Source organism: Anabaena sp. AL93, from assembly GCF_001672085.1.
Taxonomy (GTDB): domain Bacteria; phylum Cyanobacteriota; class Cyanobacteriia; order Cyanobacteriales; family Nostocaceae; genus Dolichospermum; species Dolichospermum heterosporum.
In genome coordinates, this window is record NZ_LJOU01000050.1 from 21582 (window position 1) to 41919 (window position 20338).

The 20338-nt window shown below is 37.5% G+C and carries 18 protein-coding genes; 13 read left to right on the forward strand and 5 right to left on the reverse strand.

Annotation, left to right across the window (positions count from 1 at the left end; translation table 11 throughout):
- Positions 1-245: 245 nt before the first annotated feature.
- Complete coding sequence (locus AN486_RS14235) at positions 246-3125, forward strand: DUF3131 domain-containing protein (protein WP_290601203.1); 2880 nt, start codon at positions 246-248, stop codon at positions 3123-3125.
- Positions 3126-3461: 336 nt separating this feature from the next.
- Positions 3462-4919, forward strand: coding sequence for a hypothetical protein (locus AN486_RS14240; protein WP_168636109.1), 1458 nt, complete (start codon positions 3462-3464; stop codon positions 4917-4919).
- 262 nt (positions 4920-5181) lie between these two features.
- On the opposite strand, the gene AN486_RS14245 is transcribed toward AN486_RS14240, so the two are convergent.
- The 3 genes from AN486_RS14245 to opgC all read right to left on the reverse strand — a co-directional run bounded on the left by AN486_RS14245 (position 5182) and on the right by opgC (position 9226).
- On the reverse strand, positions 5182-6570 hold the full coding sequence (locus AN486_RS14245; protein ID WP_081424197.1) for a DUF3131 domain-containing protein: 1389 nt from the start codon (positions 6568-6570) through the stop codon (positions 5182-5184).
- Between the two features lie 203 nt (positions 6571-6773).
- Positions 6774-8075 carry a DUF3131 domain-containing protein gene (locus tag AN486_RS14250; protein ID WP_053538906.1) on the reverse strand — a complete coding sequence of 434 codons (1302 nt, stop codon included), beginning with the start codon at positions 8073-8075 and terminating at the stop codon, positions 6774-6776.
- Between the two features lie 2 nt (positions 8076-8077).
- Complete coding sequence (gene opgC, locus AN486_RS14255) at positions 8078-9226, reverse strand: OpgC domain-containing protein (protein WP_053538907.1); 1149 nt, start codon at positions 9224-9226, stop codon at positions 8078-8080.
- Positions 9227-9563: 337 nt separating this feature from the next.
- On the opposite strand from opgC, the gene AN486_RS14260 reads away from it, so the two are divergent.
- Positions 9564-13331: a response regulator gene (locus AN486_RS14260; protein WP_290601207.1), complete on the forward strand. Its 3768-nt coding sequence runs from the start codon at positions 9564-9566 to the stop codon at positions 13329-13331.
- A gap of 295 nt (positions 13332-13626) precedes the next feature.
- Here AN486_RS14260 and AN486_RS14265 read toward each other — a convergent pair whose 3' ends face one another.
- Positions 13627-14199 (reverse strand): GNAT family N-acetyltransferase, encoded by a 573-nt coding sequence (locus tag AN486_RS14265; protein WP_290601208.1) that lies wholly within the window; start codon positions 14197-14199, stop codon positions 13627-13629.
- A 78-nt stretch (positions 14200-14277) separates the two neighbouring features.
- On the opposite strand from AN486_RS14265, the gene bioB reads away from it, so the two are divergent.
- From bioB to AN486_RS14315, 10 genes are all read left to right on the forward strand, one after another.
- Positions 14278-15279 carry a biotin synthase BioB gene (gene bioB, locus AN486_RS14270; RefSeq protein WP_290601209.1) on the forward strand — a complete coding sequence of 334 codons (1002 nt, stop codon included), beginning with the start codon at positions 14278-14280 and terminating at the stop codon, positions 15277-15279.
- 81 nt (positions 15280-15360) lie between these two features.
- Positions 15361-15678, forward strand: coding sequence for a hypothetical protein (locus AN486_RS14275; RefSeq protein WP_168636105.1), 318 nt, complete (start codon positions 15361-15363; stop codon positions 15676-15678).
- Positions 15675-16052: an aspartyl protease gene (locus AN486_RS14280; protein WP_290601210.1), complete on the forward strand. Its 378-nt coding sequence runs from the start codon at positions 15675-15677 to the stop codon at positions 16050-16052. Before AN486_RS14275 ends, AN486_RS14280 begins: the two co-directional genes overlap by 4 nt.
- Before the next feature lie 297 nt (positions 16053-16349).
- Positions 16350-16847 carry a hypothetical protein gene (locus AN486_RS14285; RefSeq protein ID WP_168636103.1) on the forward strand — a complete coding sequence of 166 codons (498 nt, stop codon included), beginning with the start codon at positions 16350-16352 and terminating at the stop codon, positions 16845-16847.
- A gap of 1 nt (position 16848) precedes the next feature.
- Positions 16849-17937: a GUN4 domain-containing protein gene (locus tag AN486_RS14290; RefSeq protein WP_168636102.1), complete on the forward strand. Its 1089-nt coding sequence runs from the start codon at positions 16849-16851 to the stop codon at positions 17935-17937.
- A 20-nt stretch (positions 17938-17957) separates the two neighbouring features.
- A complete protein-coding gene (locus AN486_RS14295; protein WP_168636101.1) occupies positions 17958-18119 on the forward strand; it encodes a hypothetical protein in 162 nt (53 codons plus the stop codon).
- A 138-nt stretch (positions 18120-18257) separates the two neighbouring features.
- Positions 18258-18596, forward strand: a complete 339-nt coding sequence (locus AN486_RS14300) for a hypothetical protein (protein ID WP_168636100.1) — start codon at positions 18258-18260, stop codon at positions 18594-18596.
- Between the two features lie 17 nt (positions 18597-18613).
- Positions 18614-19069, forward strand: coding sequence for a PIN domain-containing protein (locus AN486_RS14305; RefSeq protein ID WP_168636099.1), 456 nt, complete (start codon positions 18614-18616; stop codon positions 19067-19069).
- Positions 19070-19304: 235 nt separating this feature from the next.
- Positions 19305-19574, forward strand: coding sequence for a DUF2281 domain-containing protein (locus AN486_RS14310; protein ID WP_039203704.1), 270 nt, complete (start codon positions 19305-19307; stop codon positions 19572-19574).
- Positions 19571-19990: a type II toxin-antitoxin system VapC family toxin gene (locus tag AN486_RS14315; protein WP_015081509.1), complete on the forward strand. Its 420-nt coding sequence runs from the start codon at positions 19571-19573 to the stop codon at positions 19988-19990. Before AN486_RS14310 ends, AN486_RS14315 begins: the two co-directional genes overlap by 4 nt.
- Before the next feature lie 125 nt (positions 19991-20115).
- Here the strand turns inward: AN486_RS14315 and petL are convergent, their stop codons facing one another.
- A complete protein-coding gene (gene petL, locus AN486_RS14320; RefSeq protein WP_035081422.1) occupies positions 20116-20208 on the reverse strand; it encodes a cytochrome b6-f complex subunit PetL in 93 nt (30 codons plus the stop codon).
- Positions 20209-20338: the final 130 nt, after the last annotated feature.

Consider the following 20338-nt stretch of genomic DNA (forward strand, 5'->3'; position numbering starts at 1 on the left):
TTAGCGGTTGTTTGTTTTTATACGAGTCACGTATTTGATTTTTGATTTGAACTCCCATGGTTGTCCATAGCCAGTCTATAGTCCTTGATATTTTTTAGATATCACTGAGGATTCCTGTAGCTTGTTAAAGTAGAGTTGTTATTTAATGTATCAGATTTTTGGTGTCATTTCTAACTATAGCGAAGTAATTCTCTCTTCTCTAGCACTCTAGTCCTCCCTGAATGGTTCTCAAATTTTATTTATAAATGATACAGCAACACCGTCACTACAAAATATTAAGATGGATTGCATTGTTCCTAAGTGGAGCATTTCTGCAATTTCTGTTCTGTGTGCCTACAGTATCTTTAGCACAAAATTCTACTCCTAATGGCTGTAGTCAAATTTCAGCGCCTCTGACACCGGAGGAACAGATTTACGCTCGTGCAGCTTGGCAATATTTTGTCAATAACTACCAAGCAAATACAGGGTTTACTAATTCTACTGGTGGTTATCCTTCTGGTACTCTCTGGGACATTGGTAATTACCTAATGGCTTTGAATGCAGCGCGGTGGATGAATTTGATTAACCAGTCGGAATTTGATTCGCGCTTTAATAAATTTCTTACCAATTTTGCTAACCTTAGTTTATTTGAAAACGCTTTACCGAATAAGGTATACAATGCTGCTAATGGAAAAATGACTGATTATGGTAATAAACCTGTAGAAAAGGGGCTGGGTTGGTCAGCTTTGGATATTGGTCGTATATTGGCTGCTTTTCATATTATTGGTACTTGTCATCCTCAATATAAAAATTGGCTGAAGGGAGTTCTCAGTAAGTGGCAGTTAGCAAGATCACTGAAAGATGACCAACTTTACGGAGCGCTTGTCTTACCTAATGGTAAAACATTGTTGGTACAAGAAGGGCGACTTGGTTATGAGGAATATGCTGTTAGGGGTTATGAACTATGGGGATTTAAAGCACCCAAAGCAGCGGCTTTAGAGCCTTTCAAACTTGTAGATATTAATGGGGTGAAAATTCCTGTTGATACCCGTGATTTTCAAAGCACTAATGCTAATAATTATGTAGTTGGTGAATCCTACATTCTTGATGGCATTGAATTTGGCTTAGAAGGTTATTTAAAAAAATATGCTGCTGATGTTTTAGAAGTACAAAAGCGACGCTTTGAATCTACGGGACAACTAACTGCTGTTTCTGAAGACAATATTGATCAACCTCCTTATTTTCTCTACAATACTATTTACTCTAATGGAGTTGCTTGGGCAACAATTACGGAGAAAAATAAGCCCTATACAGAGTTGCGGAGTATTAGCACTAAAGCTGCCTTTGGCTGGCGCTATCTTTATCCAGGTAATGCTTATGCTCAAAAGGTTTTTGATGCGGTTAAGGATTTACGTGATCCTAAAGGTGGTGGCTTCTACGCTGGACTGTATGAAGAAACAAAAAAACCTAATAAATCCCTGACAGGTAATACTAATGGCCTAATCATGGAGATTTTATATTATAAGGCTAGAGGAAATCGCCCCTTAATTGGTGGTAGTGGGGTGAGTTTTGCAAAAATACCGTCTGGTGATTCTAAACCCTCAGATTCTAAACCCTCAGATTCTAAACCCTCAGATTCTAAACCCTCAGATTCTAAACCCTCAGATTCTAAACCCTCAGATTCTAAATCACCTGCTGCAAATTCGCCGACTCCAGCCCAAAGTCCTATTCCCATAAATGTTACACCTGCTAAGACTAATACAGCGACTAACCCACCTCCGCTGATAGTTAAACCTATTCCATCCTTGGGTGTCCCGCAGCCAGCTAAACCATTACCTAAACCGTTAACAGTTGTCCAAAGACGCTACGCTCAAGCGGCCTGGAACTATTTCTCCGCTAATTCTCAGCCTAGCACAGGATTGGTGAGCGATCGCTCTGATGTTAAGGGTTCAACATTGTGGGGATTAGGAGATTATCTAACAGCGCTCAATGCAGCATGGGCAATGGATATAATTTCTCCCAAGGAATTTGATCAGCGTATTCGACAGTTGTTGGCTGCTTTAGCGCAGATACCGCTGTATGCAGGGGAATTACCGAGTCGGGGTTATGATCCGCGAACATTGCAACCAGTAGATTATGGTGGTAATCCAGTTCCAGAAGGTACTGGCTGGTCGTCTTTAGATGTGGGAAGACTATTAGCAGCCCTTTATAATTTAAAAACAGATCACCCCGAATATACGGAAGTTGTTGATCAAATTGCTCTCGATTGGTCATACTTGCGGGTTGTGCGGGAAGGTATTCTTTCTAGTGCCAATGTCACCAAAGATAAAAGTGGGCGGTTAGTCCCCAGAATTAATCCTGAAACCCGTTTGGGTTATGAAGAATATGCTGCTAGAGGTTTTCAATTGTGGGGATTTAATGTTGATAAATCTGCTGTGGGTGGTGAATATAAAACAACATCAGTGGAGGGGGTAGAAGTCCCCATTGAACGGCTTCGTAAAGATACAAAATCAAAGGTTAATCAATATACCGTTAGTAATCCTTTCCTGCTGTATGCTCTAGAGTTTGGTTTAGATCCAAAAATGCGATCGCTCTTTACGGCAGTCTATCAAGCTCAAGCCCAACGCTACCGTAATACTGAGACTCTTACTGCCTCAGCTACTACTCTCATTGAGCGTCAACCTTACACTGTCCACAGTTCAATTATTGGTCAAAATCAGCCTTGGGTAGCCTTAGATGATGATGGTAAACTACTACCAGAGGGAAGATTAGTCAGTTCGGCTGTGGCATTTGCCTATTATGCCTTACTGCCTAAGGATAGCTATACTCAGGAATTAATCAAGGCAACAACGGACTTATATAACCCTTTGCTGGGCTTTTATGAAGGTTTTTATGAAAAAACAGGTAAAACTGCTCTTGGTTCTACTAGTAGCACTAACAGTATGATTCTACAATCTTTACTGTATACAGCAACAAAGCAACAACCCCTCCTCCGTCCTAATACGGATATGAAATCACCCTGGTGGCGAGCAGTAGCTGATGGTAATTCTGGTCGGGGTCTACCGAATACTTCTACTCAAAAAACACAATTTGTGAGTAATGGCACTGAACATTACTGGATTACTGTTAAAGATGGTATGAATTAACTTTTGCATGGTTAGATACTTGATGTCGCTATCAAAGAAGAGATAAATGATCATGAGTCCACCAGATGAACCTAACTTACCAGTCCAGATTCATAAATACTGATATAAAATATATTATATAGGATTTACGCAAAACAGCAGGAAAATAGCGGTAATCTCTTCCGAGATATTGCTATATTAATTACTGCTGCCTAAAAATAAGGTTTATGGTTAGGACACACAAGCTATCAGCCATATCTTCTGTAAGTCTTGGATACATTAACTCACCCTGGTAAATTGGTAAAGGTACTAATGTGAAAATATTCATTCTATTTCCATACGTAACTATTTTGTAAGATGTTACTCTCACTGAACTTGCTACAACGAATACTATATTTATTTTTTCCAATAAGTATCATCACTAGTTTCGGTATTAAGTCTGTATCTGCTGCTCCTATCGAACTAGATGAAAATTGGGATTCAGTCTCACTTTTAATAAAACCCGTCCCTGTGGTTGATAATTTACCAAATTCACGCCAAAATAACGGAGATATTAGAGAAACAGATTCCTCTGTTTTTTTCCCACTAGATGAAAACTCGAACTCATTTCCAGAATTAACCGCACAAATTACAAATTTTGGTATTTCAGAAAACTTAAACACAGTTTTTGACAGCGGCTTTCTTCCTCAGAACTTGCATTCAATACCAATATTAATTGCTGCACCTGAAAACTTCAATCCTCAGCTAAGGTTAACTTCCCAACGAGTATCTCCTCTGCAAGCACAACCAACTTCTACAGTACAACCAACTTCTACAGTACAACCAACTTCACAACCAACTTCTACAGCACAACCAACTTCACAACCAACTTCTACAGTACAACCAACTTCACAACCAACTTCTACTACACCTGTGCGGCCAGCATTTATTTTGGAAAGTATCCAAACAGGGTTTCGTAGGGACATGAATAGTTCCCAGCAGGAAAGCCAAACTATTGAACCAGTGTTTCAATTTCGGTTATTCAATGGAGAGAAAATTAAATTAAAAACTGCCTTTAATAAGTTGAGTCAACCGAAATTTGCATCTCTTACTAATATTCCCCTTCAGTTGGGATGGGAAGGCAAAACAGGTAAATATACTATAAAATTAGGAGCAGGAATTGATCTATTTAATCGCTTACCAATGGCTCTCAATTTCAATGCTCAGATAGATAGACCAATTGCTGTTAAACTCAATCCAGATTATAGCATCAAGTCAGGTTTATTTTTATCAGCAGTCGTAGAACAAGGTCCTTATAAAACTAGTGTGAAAACACTGGAAAATCAAATTACAGCTACACGCTCTGGTTTCAATACTTTTTGGCAAATTGACCCTAATACTAGCTTTTTTGGCTCTTATCGTGTGGGTTTATATAATGATGGTAATTTTGAACAACAGATTTTTAATCGCTTGGAACATAAGTGGGGTGAATTTTGGTTTGCTGGTAATGTTTTCGCTTGGAAGTATGCAAGCGATAATCAAGAGAGTAGTGGCTATTTTTCTCCAGTATCTTCTCTAGTTTATAACGGTGAAATCGGATGGGGAAAAAACATTTTTCCTTTTTTAAATTGTCGCTTAAATACCACCTTGGGAAGACAAAGAGTTAACGGTGATAAAAGTGGAGGTACTGGCTATCAAACTCGCTGTACAGTCAAAATGTCAGCAAATATAGGCTTAGACTTAGGTTATAGTTTAGGTAAGTCTCACAATCTCATGACTGGGGAAAGTCTGTACAATAATCAGATATTAACAGGCCAATTACAGATAAAATTTTGACCTGTTTTTTGACTGATCATTCAATATTTCAAAAGTAGAGTAAACAGTAAAACTCATGTTTTTAAACATGAGATTGAAATAATGACACTGTTTTTTTCGTGCTACGCATCTTTTAAAAACATCTTTTTTTTGACTGAGCTTTAAACTGGTGCAAATGAGTGTTTCTTATCTGTTCCCTGTTCCCTGTTCCCTTTTTTTGTAAAAGCAGGGAAATTGAAATCATAAATTATCGAATTTCACAGCATCAAAATAACCTTTTCCTTTACTCTTTTATTCCAGCCCAAACAGTGAGAGGTTTACCAACTTTTTTATACAGCAAACTTTCTAAAATTACACCATTATTATTGGCAGTAAGAGCTTTATTTGGCTGATTTAAAGACTCATAAAACCCGTTGTACCAACCTTGATCAGATTTGAGTTGAGTTTGCACAAAATTAAATAATTTGCCTGTGTAATCAGTATTATACAAGACGTGCCAACCTACTGCGGCTTTAGCACTGAGAAAACGTAGATCATCATATTTTTTTCCTGTTCCTGTGATGGTTGCCCAAGGTTGTCCATTCACAAATAAACTACTATAAACAAAGTAAGGAGCGCGATCTAAATTATCTTCCGTGACAGCAGTTAAAAATTTAGTTCTTTGATAACGAGCTTCTTGTGCAGCTAAAATTCGGTCTGAGAATGCTTTAGGTAAAGCTTGAAATCCGGTTTCAATGCCATCTAAAATATAAGGCTCGCTGAGAACATAATTATTTGCACCTGAATTCTGATAATCCCGTCTATCATAAGGAACACCCTGTCCATAGAGGTCTACAAAGTCTGTATTAGATGTGTAATCTAAAGCTTTTTTAACATTTAAACCCCAGAGTTTTAACCCATAAGCTGCGTAATTTTCATAACCTAAACGCCCTTCTTGGTTATACTGTTCTTCACCAGCAATAACAGAAGTACCGTACATTTGCCCGTTTTTGACCAAGCGCTTGATTTGCCAATGTTTCCAAACGGCTTCTGTTTGCGATCGCATTTTGGGATATTTTGTACCAACAATATTCAGCCATATAGCTAAACGTCCTAAATCCAAAGCAGACCAACCAATTTCTTCTCGTTTATCTAATTGACCATAATTTACAGGTATCAATGTTTTTGAATTATAGACTTTATTCGGTAATTCTCCTTTATACAAAGGCATAGACGCTAGAGTTTTTAACATCTGACTCATTTTGCTCTCAAACTCTTCTACGGTAATGATATTAAGTTCTTTAGCACTGACCAAAGCAGCCATAGCAGCGGCTTGGTCCCACATAGTAACAGAGGCAAAATTATTTACAGAGTTAACCAAGCCAGTTCTATCGTTCCAATTACGTTGGAAGTATAACCAAGCTTGACGCGCCATTGCAGTTTCCTCTGTAGTTAATGTCCCACTTCCGGGCGCAATATAGGGTCTTTTGGCGGTTGTCAATTCGGTAGCGGCAATGGGTTTACCTGCGACAATTGTTAATTTAGTATTCAGCTTGCTAATATTATCAGTATTTATAGTTAAATTCTTTGACAAAGAATTGAAACCTGTAATTGCAATGACAGCGGTTATAACTCCGCCAAAGGTAGCGAGAAAAGATAGTTTTTTTGATGGTGGCTCAAAATCAGAATTCATCATGGAATTGGTAATTGGTAATTGGTAATTGGTAATATAATCGAGGGTTTTTTCTTGTCTAGTTTTTTAAGTCAGGACTTACGCAAAATATCTCTCAGTAGGGGCGAACGGTCGTTCGCACTAAGTCCCTTTCTCTGTGCCTGGAGTTGTTTGTATATTCCGTGACTCGTGCGTAAGCCCTATCCAGGATAGATAGGAGATGATTAGGGTTCTTTAGCCCAAACTGTCAACGGTTTGCCCACACGACGATATAGTATTGCTTCTAACACTATGCCGTTGGTATTCACGGTTAAGGCTCGATTTGGTTCTTGAGTTTCTTCATAAAAACCTGCAAAAACGCCACGACTTGGATCAGCCAGCCAGCGCATACCCTTATGAAGTCTTTCTGTATAGCGAGTTTGAAACAGCATATTCCAGCCTATTGCGGCTTTAACACTACTACCCCGATAAACAAAAGCATCTTTACCAGATGAGTCTATACTTTTCCAGGGTTGACCATTGACAAAAATACAATTGTAGACAAACCAAGGCTCCCGATCTAAATTATCCTCAGACCAGGCTGTGAGTTGATTGGTAGCTTGATAGCGACGTTGTTGAGCTTGGAGTAACTTGGCTGCATATTCCGCAGGTAAAGCCTGAAAACCACTTTCCAACCCATCCAAAATATAGGGTTCACTAGTGACATAATTATGATAGGTGGTGCGTTTATCCGCTGGTACTTCCACACCCATAACATTGACAAACTGAGTTTCGGCTTTGGTATCGAGTGCTTTGGGGGCTACAATCCCAATTTTTTGTAATCTATAGGCTGCATATTGTTCATAACCTAGCCGTCCTTCTTGGTTCCAGGTTTCCTTACCATTTTTAATCCCTGTCCCCATTAGCTGTCCATTCTTCAGTAACCGCTTTAACTGCCAACGAGCCGTGACGGCTTTACTGGCCGCAGCGTGTTTGGGGTATCGAGTTTCGATTATATCTAGCCATTGCACCAGTCGCGCTAAATCAATGGCCGAAAACCCAATTTCTTCAGGTTCTGCCAACTTGCCGTAGTTAACCGGGATTAAAGTTTTCGCGTTATAGGCTTTGTTTGGTAACTCATTCCGGTACAAAGGTATTTTGGCTAGGGTGGCCAATATTTCCTCTATCCATTGATCAAATTCTGCCGGCTTGAGCAAGCCTAATTCCCGTGCTGCTACCATACCAGCTAACTGACTACCCACGTCCCACATGGTTGTACTGGGAAAGTCCGCAGCGGAAGAAACTAAACCCGTGGATAAACGATTTTTCTGGAAATAGCGCCAAGCTGTACGGGCTAATTGTATATCTTCTGCATTCAGCCGATTTTGACTAACGGAAGTCACTGGAATTGGGAGAATGTTAGTCTCACGCCATTGTATTCCTTTATGCAATCCAAAACCAACTAAAGCGATCGCCGCAGCGACAATAGTTTGTTTTAATAAACTAGGTTGGATTGGAGTAGGATTGATAGTTGTATCTTGTGTCATGGTTAGCGGGGGATAATATTAAACAACACTTCTTTTTTCACCAGCCACCAGAAGCAGCCCACAGCTACAGCCTGAGCGATAGTAGTGACTATGGGATTACCATCAACTAAAGCCGGAATTAAAAACCAAATTACTGTGACTGGAACGTGAACAATATAGACGTACAAGGAGTTTTGACCCAAACTAATCAACAGTTTCCCCAGAATTTTATTTAACGGTTGCCAAAATGTATCCACAATGATATACAGCAAAGGGAAAAAACCGATGTGATTAATTAAACGCAAAAAACCCACCCGACTGCGGTCTGTCCATGCTAACCAAGCAACTCTATCTGAGAATTTGGCTGGCCAAACACCAAGCTGAATATCATAATGTGCGGTTGTAATTGAGCCAATGACGATTAATACCAAGCCTATAATTAGGGGAATTTTCGGGATTTTTCCCCATAATTCTTGTAGTTTTTGACGATAATAACCTGCTAATACGCCATGCACATATAAAATTTGCCAACCAGCTAAGGCAAAGTAAGGATGTTCTCTGTCTAAAGGATGGAAACTCAAGGCATAAGGATGTAATTGTTGGATACTCCAAAATGTCCAGGAAATAGCCAAAACAGGCAACCAAAAGCCTTTCCTTAACATCCAGAAAATGGCGGGGGAAAACAGCAACAGCAATACATACAGTTGCAAAATGTCAATGACAGGTGGTGCTAAATGGAATGTAGCTGCCGCTAGTAATATTTGCCACCAAGTCCCAGGCGCAAAATCAAAAGCCGGACGGGTCCAACCGGGGGCAATTATACTTAATAAACCCAGGACAGACATTAAAATGAAACTGGTGAGATAAAGTTTTCCAGAACGCTCTAACAGTTTTTTCATGGCTTCGGAAAAGCCAACTTTATTGATACGTCCTAATGTCACCATTCCTAATACTAGTCCAGAGAGAAATACGAAGCCTTCGGCTGCACTAGCGTAAATATGTCCCCTGTTGATAGCACTGAAATAAGAAGAACTTTCTAAATGATTGAATACCATGGAAACAATGGCAATGCCCCGGAGAAAATCAATCCTTAGATCTCGGTTTCCGTAGAGCGTGGGATCATAGCGCCAGGATACAGGAGGATTATTTGTTGTAATTGTATTGTTATGCACAAGATATGGTTACTTTCGGTTATTTAACTACTTGGTTCTAGAACAGGAACTAACTAAATATTTTTTCGTAGGTTTTCAACTCTTCTCTGTAATGGAGTACGCATCGAATGAGAATTACTGATAAGATAATACCCTAAAGCCAGAAATAAAGTCTAAAAATCCTGAATTTTCTTGATCTGCTTGCAGTAGCGCTTCGCTACCAGTAGGTGAGTGATGGATAAGTAAAATACCGTATAATTGAATTTACTTACGTATGATTATAAATTTTGGTGTTTTTACGTCTACATACTCAAGATAGCCAAAATCACAACACTTTTAACTAAGGGTAAATTTAAATATGAAAGCCTTATTACGCAGTGACGAAGCCGGAAGAATTGAAGCACTTTTACAATACAGAATTCTTGATACTCAGTCCGAACTGGAGTTTGATGATATTACCCGTTTAGCTTCTTTTATTTGTGGAACTCCCATGGCCGTAATGACCTTAGTTGATACGGACCGCCAATGGTTTAAATCTAAAATTGGGCTAGAAGCATCAGAAACACCCCGTAGTATTGGTTTTTGCAATCATGCTATCCAGCAACCAGATCCCATGATCATTCCCGATGCTACTTTAGATCCAAGATTTGTGAATAACCCTTTGGTGACATCAGATCCCAATATCCGTTTTTATGCGGGCATACCCCTAATTAATGATGAAGGTTATGGCTTAGGAGCGCTGTGTGTTCTCGATGACATACCAAGACAACTCGCACCACAACAGATAGAGGCATTAAATATTTTAGGTCGCCAAGTCATGCAACAATTAGAATGGCGGCGTAATTTAGATAGTTTGCTCCTCTCAACGGTATTAGATACAGTTAATGCTTTAGTGATAGTTCTTAACCCAGAAGGGGAAATTATTGGATTTAATCGAGCTTGTGAAGAAACCACGGGTTATTCTTACAATGAAGTTAGAAATCAATGCTTTTGGAGCGTATTTACAGAACCGAAACGCCGTCGAACGGTGCGATCTATTTTTGAAAAAATTAAATCAAGTAAAGGGTTAAAAGAATATGAAAACTATTGGCGAATAAAAGACGGAAATCTGCGGCTAATTAATTGGTCAAATAGAACGGTTTTAAATGAAAATGGTGAAATTGAATTTATTGTTTGTACCGGCATAGATATCACTGAACGCAAACAAGCTGAAGAGTCTCTAAAACAGCAATTAGCAGCAGTAGAAGCGGCGAGTGATGGCATTAGTATTGTTGATAAACAGGGTAATTATCTTTATCTAAATAGCTCTTATGTGAATATATTTGGCTATAGTGATGCCACGGAATTGCTAGGAAAAAAATGGCAAGAAGTTTATGAACAAGAGCAGATTAAATTGTTTGAAAAAAAGATATTTCCTGAACTAATGAAACAAGGTTACTGGCATGGAGAAACAATTGCTCAGAGAAAAGATAGCAGTGACTTTGCCGCAGAAATGTCTCTGACAAAATTGAAAGATGGCGGATTCATTTGTGTAGGACGTGATATCAGTAAACGCAAAGAAGCCGAGGAAGAACTAAAATACTTCAACTTGCGATCGCAATTATTAGCTGATATTACTTTAAAAATCCGCGGTTCTTTACAGATAGATGATATTCTGCAAACGAGTGTTACTGAAGTACAAAAACTGTTGAAAACTGACCGTGTAGTGATTCTAGAGTTGTTGTCCGATGGCTCTTTAACAGCGCGGAAAGAAGCATTAATTCCCGGTATTCCAGTTGTTATGGGGACAAATATTGTTGAGCCTTGTTTGACAAAAAATTACATCGAGAAATATACCCAAGGATGGATTGGTGTGATTAATGATATTGAGAAAGCTAACATTCGGCCTTGTCATATCGAACTATTACAAAAGTTTAATGTCAAAGCTAACCTGGTTGTTCCTATTTTTCTCAAAGATGAATTTTGGGGTTTACTAATTGCTCATCATTGTACCCAACCCCGTCAATGGACTAACTGGGAAATAGAATTTCTCAAGTCTTTATCTGATCAAATAGGTATTGCTTTAGCTCAAGCTAAATTGCTGCAAGTGGAAATCCTACAAAGACGAGAATTGGAAATTGCTCGTCATCAAGCTGAGTTAGCATCTCTATCCAAAAGTAGTTTTTTAGCGAATATGAGTCATGAAATTCGTACTCCCATGAATGGCATTTTGGGCATGACTGGTTTATTATTAGAAACTCCTCTCAACCCAGAACAAAGAGATTTTTTAGAAATAGTTCGTGTGAGTGGTGATGCTCTTTTATCTCTGATTAATGAGATTTTAGATTTATCTAAACTTGAAGCTGGAGAAATGATGATCGAAAGCATAGATTTCGATCTTTGCAATTGTCTGGAAGAAGTGCTAGATTTATTAGCTCCTCAAGCACATCAAAAAGGACTAGAAATTGCCACACTAGTAGAACAGAATGTCTATAAATATCTGAGGGGAGATGTTGGCCGCTTACGACAAATTATCATGAATTTAATTGGTAATGCTATTAAATTTACCAAAGAAGGAGAGGTATTATTAGAAGTAGAATTAAGGTCAGAAACTCAGGATCTAGTCATTCTCAATTTTACTGTTATAGATACAGGAATTGGTATTAGTCTTCAAGATCAAAACAAACTTTTTCAAGCATTTAGCCAAGTTGATGCTTCTATTACCCGTCAATATGGTGGCACAGGTTTGGGATTAGCAATTTGTCAACAATTAGTAAGTTTAATGGGAGGAAAAATTGGCGTAAAAAGTCAACTGGGTAAAGGATCTCAATTTTGGTTTGAGCTACCTTTTATGAAGCAAATCCACCCTTCTTCTCAGATTTTGGAGCTTGATATATTGACTAACAAGCGGTTGTTAGTAATAGATGACAATGGCACTAACCGGAGAATTATTTATCATCAAGCTACTCATTGGGGAATGTGGGTGGATGAAGCTGCTTGTGCAAATACTGGTCTTGCAGCTTTACAAAAGGCTGCCGAAAATCACCCCTATGATATTGTTATAATTGATATGCAAATGCCTGCGATAGATGGTCTAACGCTGGGATCACAAATTAAGGCTAATTCTGCTATTAGCAATATTCCTTTAGTTCTATTGACTTCTAGTAATCAAAAGGATGAATGGAAAAAAGCAATCAACATAGGATTTATTAGTTATTTAGTTAAACCAATAAAGCCTTCTCGTTTGCTAGATACTATTATGGATATTTTAGCAAATCAACCAAAATTAGATAATTTCCAATCTTCTAAAATTGAGCAATCTTCTATAACTGTGTTGGATGAAAAGATATCTGATTCTACAACATCAAAGTTAAAATTGCTGGTAGCAGAAGATAATCCAGTTAATCAAAAAGTTATCCTCAAGCAACTCGACAGTTTAGGCTATAAAGCTGATATTGTAGCCAATGGCCAAGAAGTTTTGGAAATGTTGGATAACATTGCCTATGATTTGATTTTGATGGACTGTCAAATGCCAATTCTCGATGGTTTAAAAACTACAAAAGTAATTCGTTCTCGGCCAATAAGTTCATTTGTTAATCATCGACAACCTATAGTTATTGCTATTACTGCTAATGCCATGAAGGAGGATCAACAGAATTGTTTAGATGCTGGTATGGATGACTATTTTAGCAAACCAATTACTAAGGATAAATTAGCAACATTATTAGAGCTTTGGAGTTCGAGAATTATAGCGGGACGAGTAGTGACTATTCCTGAATCTGAGCCAGTAGTTTTAATTACAAATAATCCGTTAACAGATTTACCAATTGATTGGGAACATCTACATCAAATCTCAGAAAATGATCCAGAATTTGAGTTAGAAATATTAAAAGTTTTTGTGGAAGATAGCCTGTTTCATGTAGAGGGAATTAAAGCCGCAATTGCCGTTAATGACTTTCCTCAACTGGCCAGAGAAGCTCATCATCTTAAAGGTTCTAGTGGTAATATTGGCACTACAGCCATACAGAAAATTGCAGAAGAACTAGAACAACTCAGTCGCAAACAGAGTTTTGTTGGTGCTTATGAATTGTTATTAGAATTAGTTGATTTTATAAACAAGATTCAAGCGTTTTTAACTAAGTCCTGAAAAAGTTTTTTCGTTCTCTTACAAAGCTATTTTGAATCATGAAACTCTTGTGGTGCGGGCATCTTGCCCGCTAGATATGTACCTCATAACACCGGGAAGTATATCCGATATTCCGCACTTCATAATGTAGTATAAGCCTTTTTAAGAATACCCTTAATAAAACTTAAAATATTTGATAAAATATGTATGGTTAAAATAGCCCCGCGATTATTTATATTGACATAATTTATTTTCCCATAATTATCTTCAGATCCCCGACTTTTTAGAGAAGTTGGGGATCTGGTGTATTATAATATTATAAATCTGATCGCCAGTGGGGATTTGTCAAACTTGTAAAAATATGATCTTCCCATTTACCATTAATCATTAAATAGTCTCTAGCATATCCTTCAACTACAAAACCAGCCCTTTTAAGAACATTACCACTGCGGCGATTATGGGGCATATAATTAGCCATAATGCGGTGCAGATTTAATTCTTGAAAAACATACTTAGTGGAAATAGACAAGGCTTCTGTCATGTAACCATAACCTTGTGCTGATTCTGCTAAACTGTATCCTAATTGACAAAATTGAGCAGCACTATAGACAAAGCTGCTAAAATTAGCTGTTCCCATAACTTTTCTAGGCTGGTGTTTCCGATAAATAAATAGTTTTAATGAATAGTTGTTCACAAATTCCCAGAAACTCGTTTCTACTTGATACTCCCAATAATCGTCAGTGAAAAAGTTTTCATCCCATTTAGGATAAAATGGCGTAAGATATTCTTTATTTTCCGTAAAATATTTGAGTATGTAGGGAATATCCTCCATCACTGCCATTCTTAATATTAGGCGATCGCTTGTCAGAATTGGTGGCTCTGATGTCATATACTCAAATTTAAATATTTTGTATCAGCTATACTAATTTGAACATTAAACCAAAAGACTGCAAAAAGGATAATTACGGTGGGAATACGCTACAATTGGCAACCAACAGAGATATTGACAATATATAATACCCCATTTCTAGAGCTAATTTATCAAGCTGCTACAGTGCATCGTCAATATCACAAACCTGAACAAATACAAGTTTGTAAGCTTATCTCTATTAAAACCGGTGCTTGTCCAGAAGATTGCGGTTACTGCGCTCAATCTTCCCGCTACAAAACCGAGGTAAAACCCGAAGCACTGTTAGAAAAAGAAACGGTGATAAATATTGCCAAAACAGCTAAAGAAAGCGGTGTAAGTCGCGTTTGTATGGGTGCTGCTTGGCGAGAAGTTCGGGACAATTCCCAATTTGAGGAAGTTCTGGATATGGTCAAGGATGTAACTGGTATGGGTTTAGAGGTATGCTGTACCTTGGGAATGTTGACAGAAAACCAAGCCAAGCGTCTAGAGGATGCGGGATTATATGCTTATAACCATAATCTCGATACCTCAGAGGAATATTACAGCACAGTGATTACGACTCGAACTTATGGCGATCGCTTGAATACCATTGCCAATGTTCGCCAAACTAATGTTACCGTATGTTCGGGCGGTATTCTCGGTTTAGGGGAAAATGTTAGCGATAGAGTTGGAATGTTACATACTCTCTCAAATTTACAACCTCACCCCGAATCTGTACCCATCAATATTCTTTCTCAAGTTCCCGGTACACCTTTAGAAAATCAACCAGATGTGCCTATTTGGGATGTTGTGCGGATGATTGCGACTGCTAGAATTATTATGCCTAAATCTGACGTGCGTTTGAGTGCAGGTAGGGCGAGACTTTCTGAAGTAGAACAAGCTTTATGCTTCATGGCTGGTGCAAATTCCATCTTCTCCAGCGATGATAATAAAATGTTGACAGTGACTACTCCCTGTCCTGATTATGACGCAGATAAAGAAATGTTGAACTTGCTAGGTTTGGAAATGCGTCCACCATTCCAAAAGCAGGAAAAAACACCAACTCCAGCGATGATATAACAGTTGAAAATTACCTCTCCCTGACTGGGAGAGGACTCGAATATGCTAGAATTTAGGGTGAACTTTAAGCAGATGATGAAGATGACACAATCCACACCCCAAAGAGTTGTCCGTCGTGGTCGAGTATTTCCCGAAATTCAGTGGACCCAAGAACAAAAAGCTGAAGATAGAGCTAGAAGACAGGCATTTTCTGATCGTTGTTGGGTAATTTTTGAGCGTTTAAAACCAGAAATATTAGATAAATATTATGGTTGGTATATTGCTATTGAACCTGATAGCGGGGATTATTTTATTGATCAGGATCAAGAGGTAGCTAGTAAAATGGCTAGAGAAAAGTATCCTCATGTGATTCATCATATTTATGGCATTAATGAAACGGGAGTTAGTGGCAGAATATGATTGAGGGAAGATTTGGAGATAAAGGTCAAATTTATTTGGACATTGATTTAATTAATGGAGATAATTTCAGTTTTCCTGTAGAAACAATGTTAGACACAGGATTTACTGAATATTTAGCCATGAATAAACAAGATGTACAAAGTCTTGATTGGCCTTTTTTACGTCAGAATAAATTAAGAACTGCTCAAGGAGAAACTGAATTTGATGTTTATCATGGTAGGGTAATTATAGATGGTCAAGAGTTTGAAGTTCCTGTATTTGCTGGAGATGAAATACAGGAAATTTTACTGGGTTCTCGATGGTTGAAGTTATTTGTTTTAGTCGTTTTAGTCGCTAATTATGGTGAGGATAGGGTAAGTTTAGAGTTAATTTAATTATTTTTTTTATTAAAAATAAAGTGGGTTGCAGGTTGTATCTAGAACGAAATAGCCCTGGGTGGTAATTGCCAGAATATTTGGTCTTTATTCCAAATTTTAGGGCTAGGATGCCTAAAAAGACAATATAATTAGATTTAGGGACTTCCAAGAAATAAATTATCCTGATTAACGAACCACAGAGGCGCAGAGGACACAGAGGAATAAGGGTTTGAGAGATTTTTGTGTTAGGTGGTTGAGTATTTTTTTATTTGGAAGTCCCTTAACAAATTACTGATTTTATTAACGTTGCTTTTTATGCCCAAGCATGATCCCGCAAAATTAAAAAAAGTATCTATTAGTCTTCCCTTTGGTATAGGTTCTGCGGAATGGGAAGCTGACACAACGGAACGAAAAGCCGCTTGGTCGTTGTATGTGGAACTGGTAACGCGTATTGCTGTCCAGTCTTTAGAAGTTGACCAGGGGTTAGCGCGAGAAGCGTTGAACTCTCTGTATAGTTTATTCGGAACTACCCGTGAAGTTCTCAAAGCTGCTGGACCTGATGTAGGTGCTTCTAAAAACTCAGTCGGGGGTATTGCTATTGCGGTGCTGAATAATGGGTTAAGACCATTTTTAGCTAAATGGCATCCTGTGTTACAGGCTTGGGAAGCAAGACGACCTATAGGGGTGAGTCCCAAGGAACATGAGGTAAGTTGGTCAGAAGAATCAAAATTGCGAAGTGAGTTGGCTGCTTTGCGAGGTGGTTTGGAACAGTATGCGAAGGCGTTGGCGATTATTGCAGGTGTGGAGGAATAAAATGGAAAAATATGATGTTTTTATTTGCCACAATAGCAAAGACAAGCCAGAGGTAGGAAAAATTAAAAGCAGGTTGCAAAGTCAAGGAATCAACACGTTTTATGATGAGGATAACTTAATACCATTTAAAGAATGGGAAAAACAAATTCTAGATAGTATTAGTGAAGTTAAAGCTTTCCTTGTATTTATTAGTAATAATGGTACAGGAAAAATACAACACAAAGAAATCAATTTCTTTTTGAAAAAAGTTTTGCGAAAAAAGCCTGAAATTCAAACAGGCCTAGTTATCCTCATGAATACACAAGAGGGAATGATAGATACCGTAAAAAATGCTTTTCCAAAATTGCAAAAATATCAGTATTGTGATTTTCGTAAAGAAGAATCTAACCCAATGAACAAACTGATTTCTGCTATTACTGGAAGAGACCCAGAGTCACAGTCTATAATAACTCAGCCTAAATCACTCACCAAAACTCCTCAACAACCACCTCATGCAGATAGTATTAGCTCAGAAGGCATAGACTATAGAGAACTCACTGAACTATTATCAGAAAGTAAATGGGAAGATGCTTGGGAAAATGCTAATTATCTGACTTATAAACTTATGCTCAATGCTGTAGGTAAAACTCAGGGGGATCAATTGACCAAGGAAGACGTAAAAGATTTTCCATGCACAGACCTCTACAAAATTGACAAATTGTGGGTAGAACATAGCAATGGTAAATTTGGATTCAGCATCCAAAAAGAAATTTATTTAAGCGTTGGTGGCAAGCCTGATGGTATATTCAATCAAAGTATCTGGAGAAAGTTCAGCGATCTTGTTGGATGGGTAGGAAAAGATGCAAATGGCTGCAACTTTTTTTATGACTCCGAGGAAGAATTTACTTTTGATATTTCAGCACATAAGGGTCATCTTCCTGTGTTAATTGAAGATTATCAGGAAATTATTATAGATATCTTCGCTCGTATTGAAGCTTGTCCTCAATTTAATAAAGGCCCTTTAAAGCTTCTCAACTCACATCTTGGTTTTCAGCCAGACACTTCAGCAATTAAGGCTGTAGAGATTATTAACTCACTGCCTAATATTTAGTTACCCATATTAATTCAAAATTGCTCGAAAGTTTTGATTTAAAGCAAAAATCCAAACAACTTCTAGAAATTGCTAAAATAGGAGTAGAAAAAGCGATAGAAACCGATGAAGCAACAGCTACAGATTGGATAAATCAGCAATTGGCAATATTAGGAATTGATATCAAAAGCATCATTAGTTAATTTCCTGTTGTATAATATTTATATATATTTTCCCTGATCAATTTAACAGCTTACTATCACGGCAGATTTTGTCATAATATAAAGATAGGATTCCCATGACTAATTACGCTTTATCAACATTATGAGGAATAAATAATTATGTCTCAATCTGATTTAATCAATAAACCAGAATTAAGTAACACTACCGAAGAAAATCATCTCATAAAAATTTTACGAGAAATTCAAGCAACACCTAAAGAGTACTGGCCGAATTTACTAAAAATGATGCGAGTATTTCGAGAAAGTGTTACTTTTAAACCTGAGATTTTTAACCATTCTCAGCTAGAAATAGACGCACAACAACAAATTTTAAATCAACAACATCAAGCACTCAAAGAATTAACCAAAGAGTGGTTAGAAGAAGGAGAACAAGAAGAACAAACGGAAACTTGGGAATATTTGCGGCAAAAACAAGAAATTGATGATAATCCTTTTTAAGATTAAGCTGAATTTATATGAATAAATTGATTTTCCTCGACACAAATATTTTAGGAATGGTAACAAATCCTAAAAGTTCTAATTCTAATTGTCAGGAGTGTAAAGAATGGTTAGATGAATTACCCTTAAAAAGTTATCAAATAATTTTACCAGAAATTGCTGATTATGAAGTAAGACGAGAACTGTTAAGAGCGGGAAAAACAAAAGGAATTAAACGTTTAGATCAACTCAAGCAAGCGATTACTTACTTGCCTATTACTACTGCTACCATGCTTTTAGCAGCACAATTTTGGGCAGAAATTAGAAACACAGGAAAACCAACTGCTGATCCTAAATCTCTTGATGGTGATGTTATTTTAGCAGCACAAGCAAAAATAGAAGAATTAAATGGAAATCAAGTAATTGTTGCTACTACCAATGTTAAACATTTATCCTTATTTGTAGATGCTCGTGAATGGCAAATGATTAATTAAAAAGATTTCTCTTATTTCTGGAAAGTTTTGATTTAAAACTAAAATCCAAACAACTTCTAGAAATTGCTAAAATAGGAGTAGAAAAAACCATTGAAACCGATGAAGCAACAGCTACAGATTGGATAAATCAACAATGGGCAATATTAGGAATTGATCTCAACAATGGAGGAGAAATTAAAAATTAATGCTGATGTCATTTACAATAGAATTATAGCCTAGTAGTAGAGGTGAAACAATGACCATTGAACAAGCAGTTTTAGAAAACCTGCGAGAGTTACCAACCGATAAACAACAGGAAGTTTTAGATTTTATTCAATTTCTCAAACATAAACTGTCACAAATAAAAGAACAAGTACAGGAAAAACCATTACAGAATAAAGGAGATAGCTTTTGGGAAGGGGTTTTAAGGTTTCGAGAAACAATTGAAAGAGAAGGAATTGAATTTACAGATGAAGATTTTGCAGATATTAGAGATCGTAGTCCAGGACGCGAGATTGATTTATGACAGTTCGCTTTTTACTAGACTCTAATATTATCTCAGAACCGAGTCGGCCAATTCCCAATACTCAGGTTTTAGATCAATTAAATCGCTATCGTTCAGAAGTAGCAGTAGCAAGTCTTGTTGTTCATGAAATCCTTTATGGCTGTTGGCGTTTACCAGCATCTAAACGCAAGGATTCTTTATGGAAATACATTCAAGATTCTGTGTTAGATTTGCCTGTGTTTGATTATGATCTCAAAGCTGCAAAATGGCACGCACAGGAAAGAGCTAGATTATCGAAAATTGGTAAAACACCTGCTTTTATTGATGGACAAATTGCCAGTATTGCCTTCTGCAATGACTTGATTTTAGTAACAAATAATGTGGCAGATTTTCAGGATTTTGAGGATCTGATAATTGAGAATTGGTTTATTAAATGAGGGACTAACTGTAGAACAAATTGCTCGGATACTTGAGTTAGAGATCGAAGTGGTGAAAACTTGCAATCAAACAGCAAAGTATTAAACCCACATAAAGTGGGTTTAATTAGCGTCTAATGGTAGGGTTAGAGAATCTTGGCTCCGCGCAGACCAAATAGCAAGCCAACAGCTACACCCATAAACACGCCTAAAAAGACAATATATTCAACTACAGCCATTTGTTTTGCTCCAGATTAGTTACTTATTTCTATTCAATCATCAATAATTATTAAAGGGAACAGGGAATAGAAAAGAGGTTGTCAACTTGGGGTAAAATACCCAGACGAGTGATTATATTAGGGTTAGGGA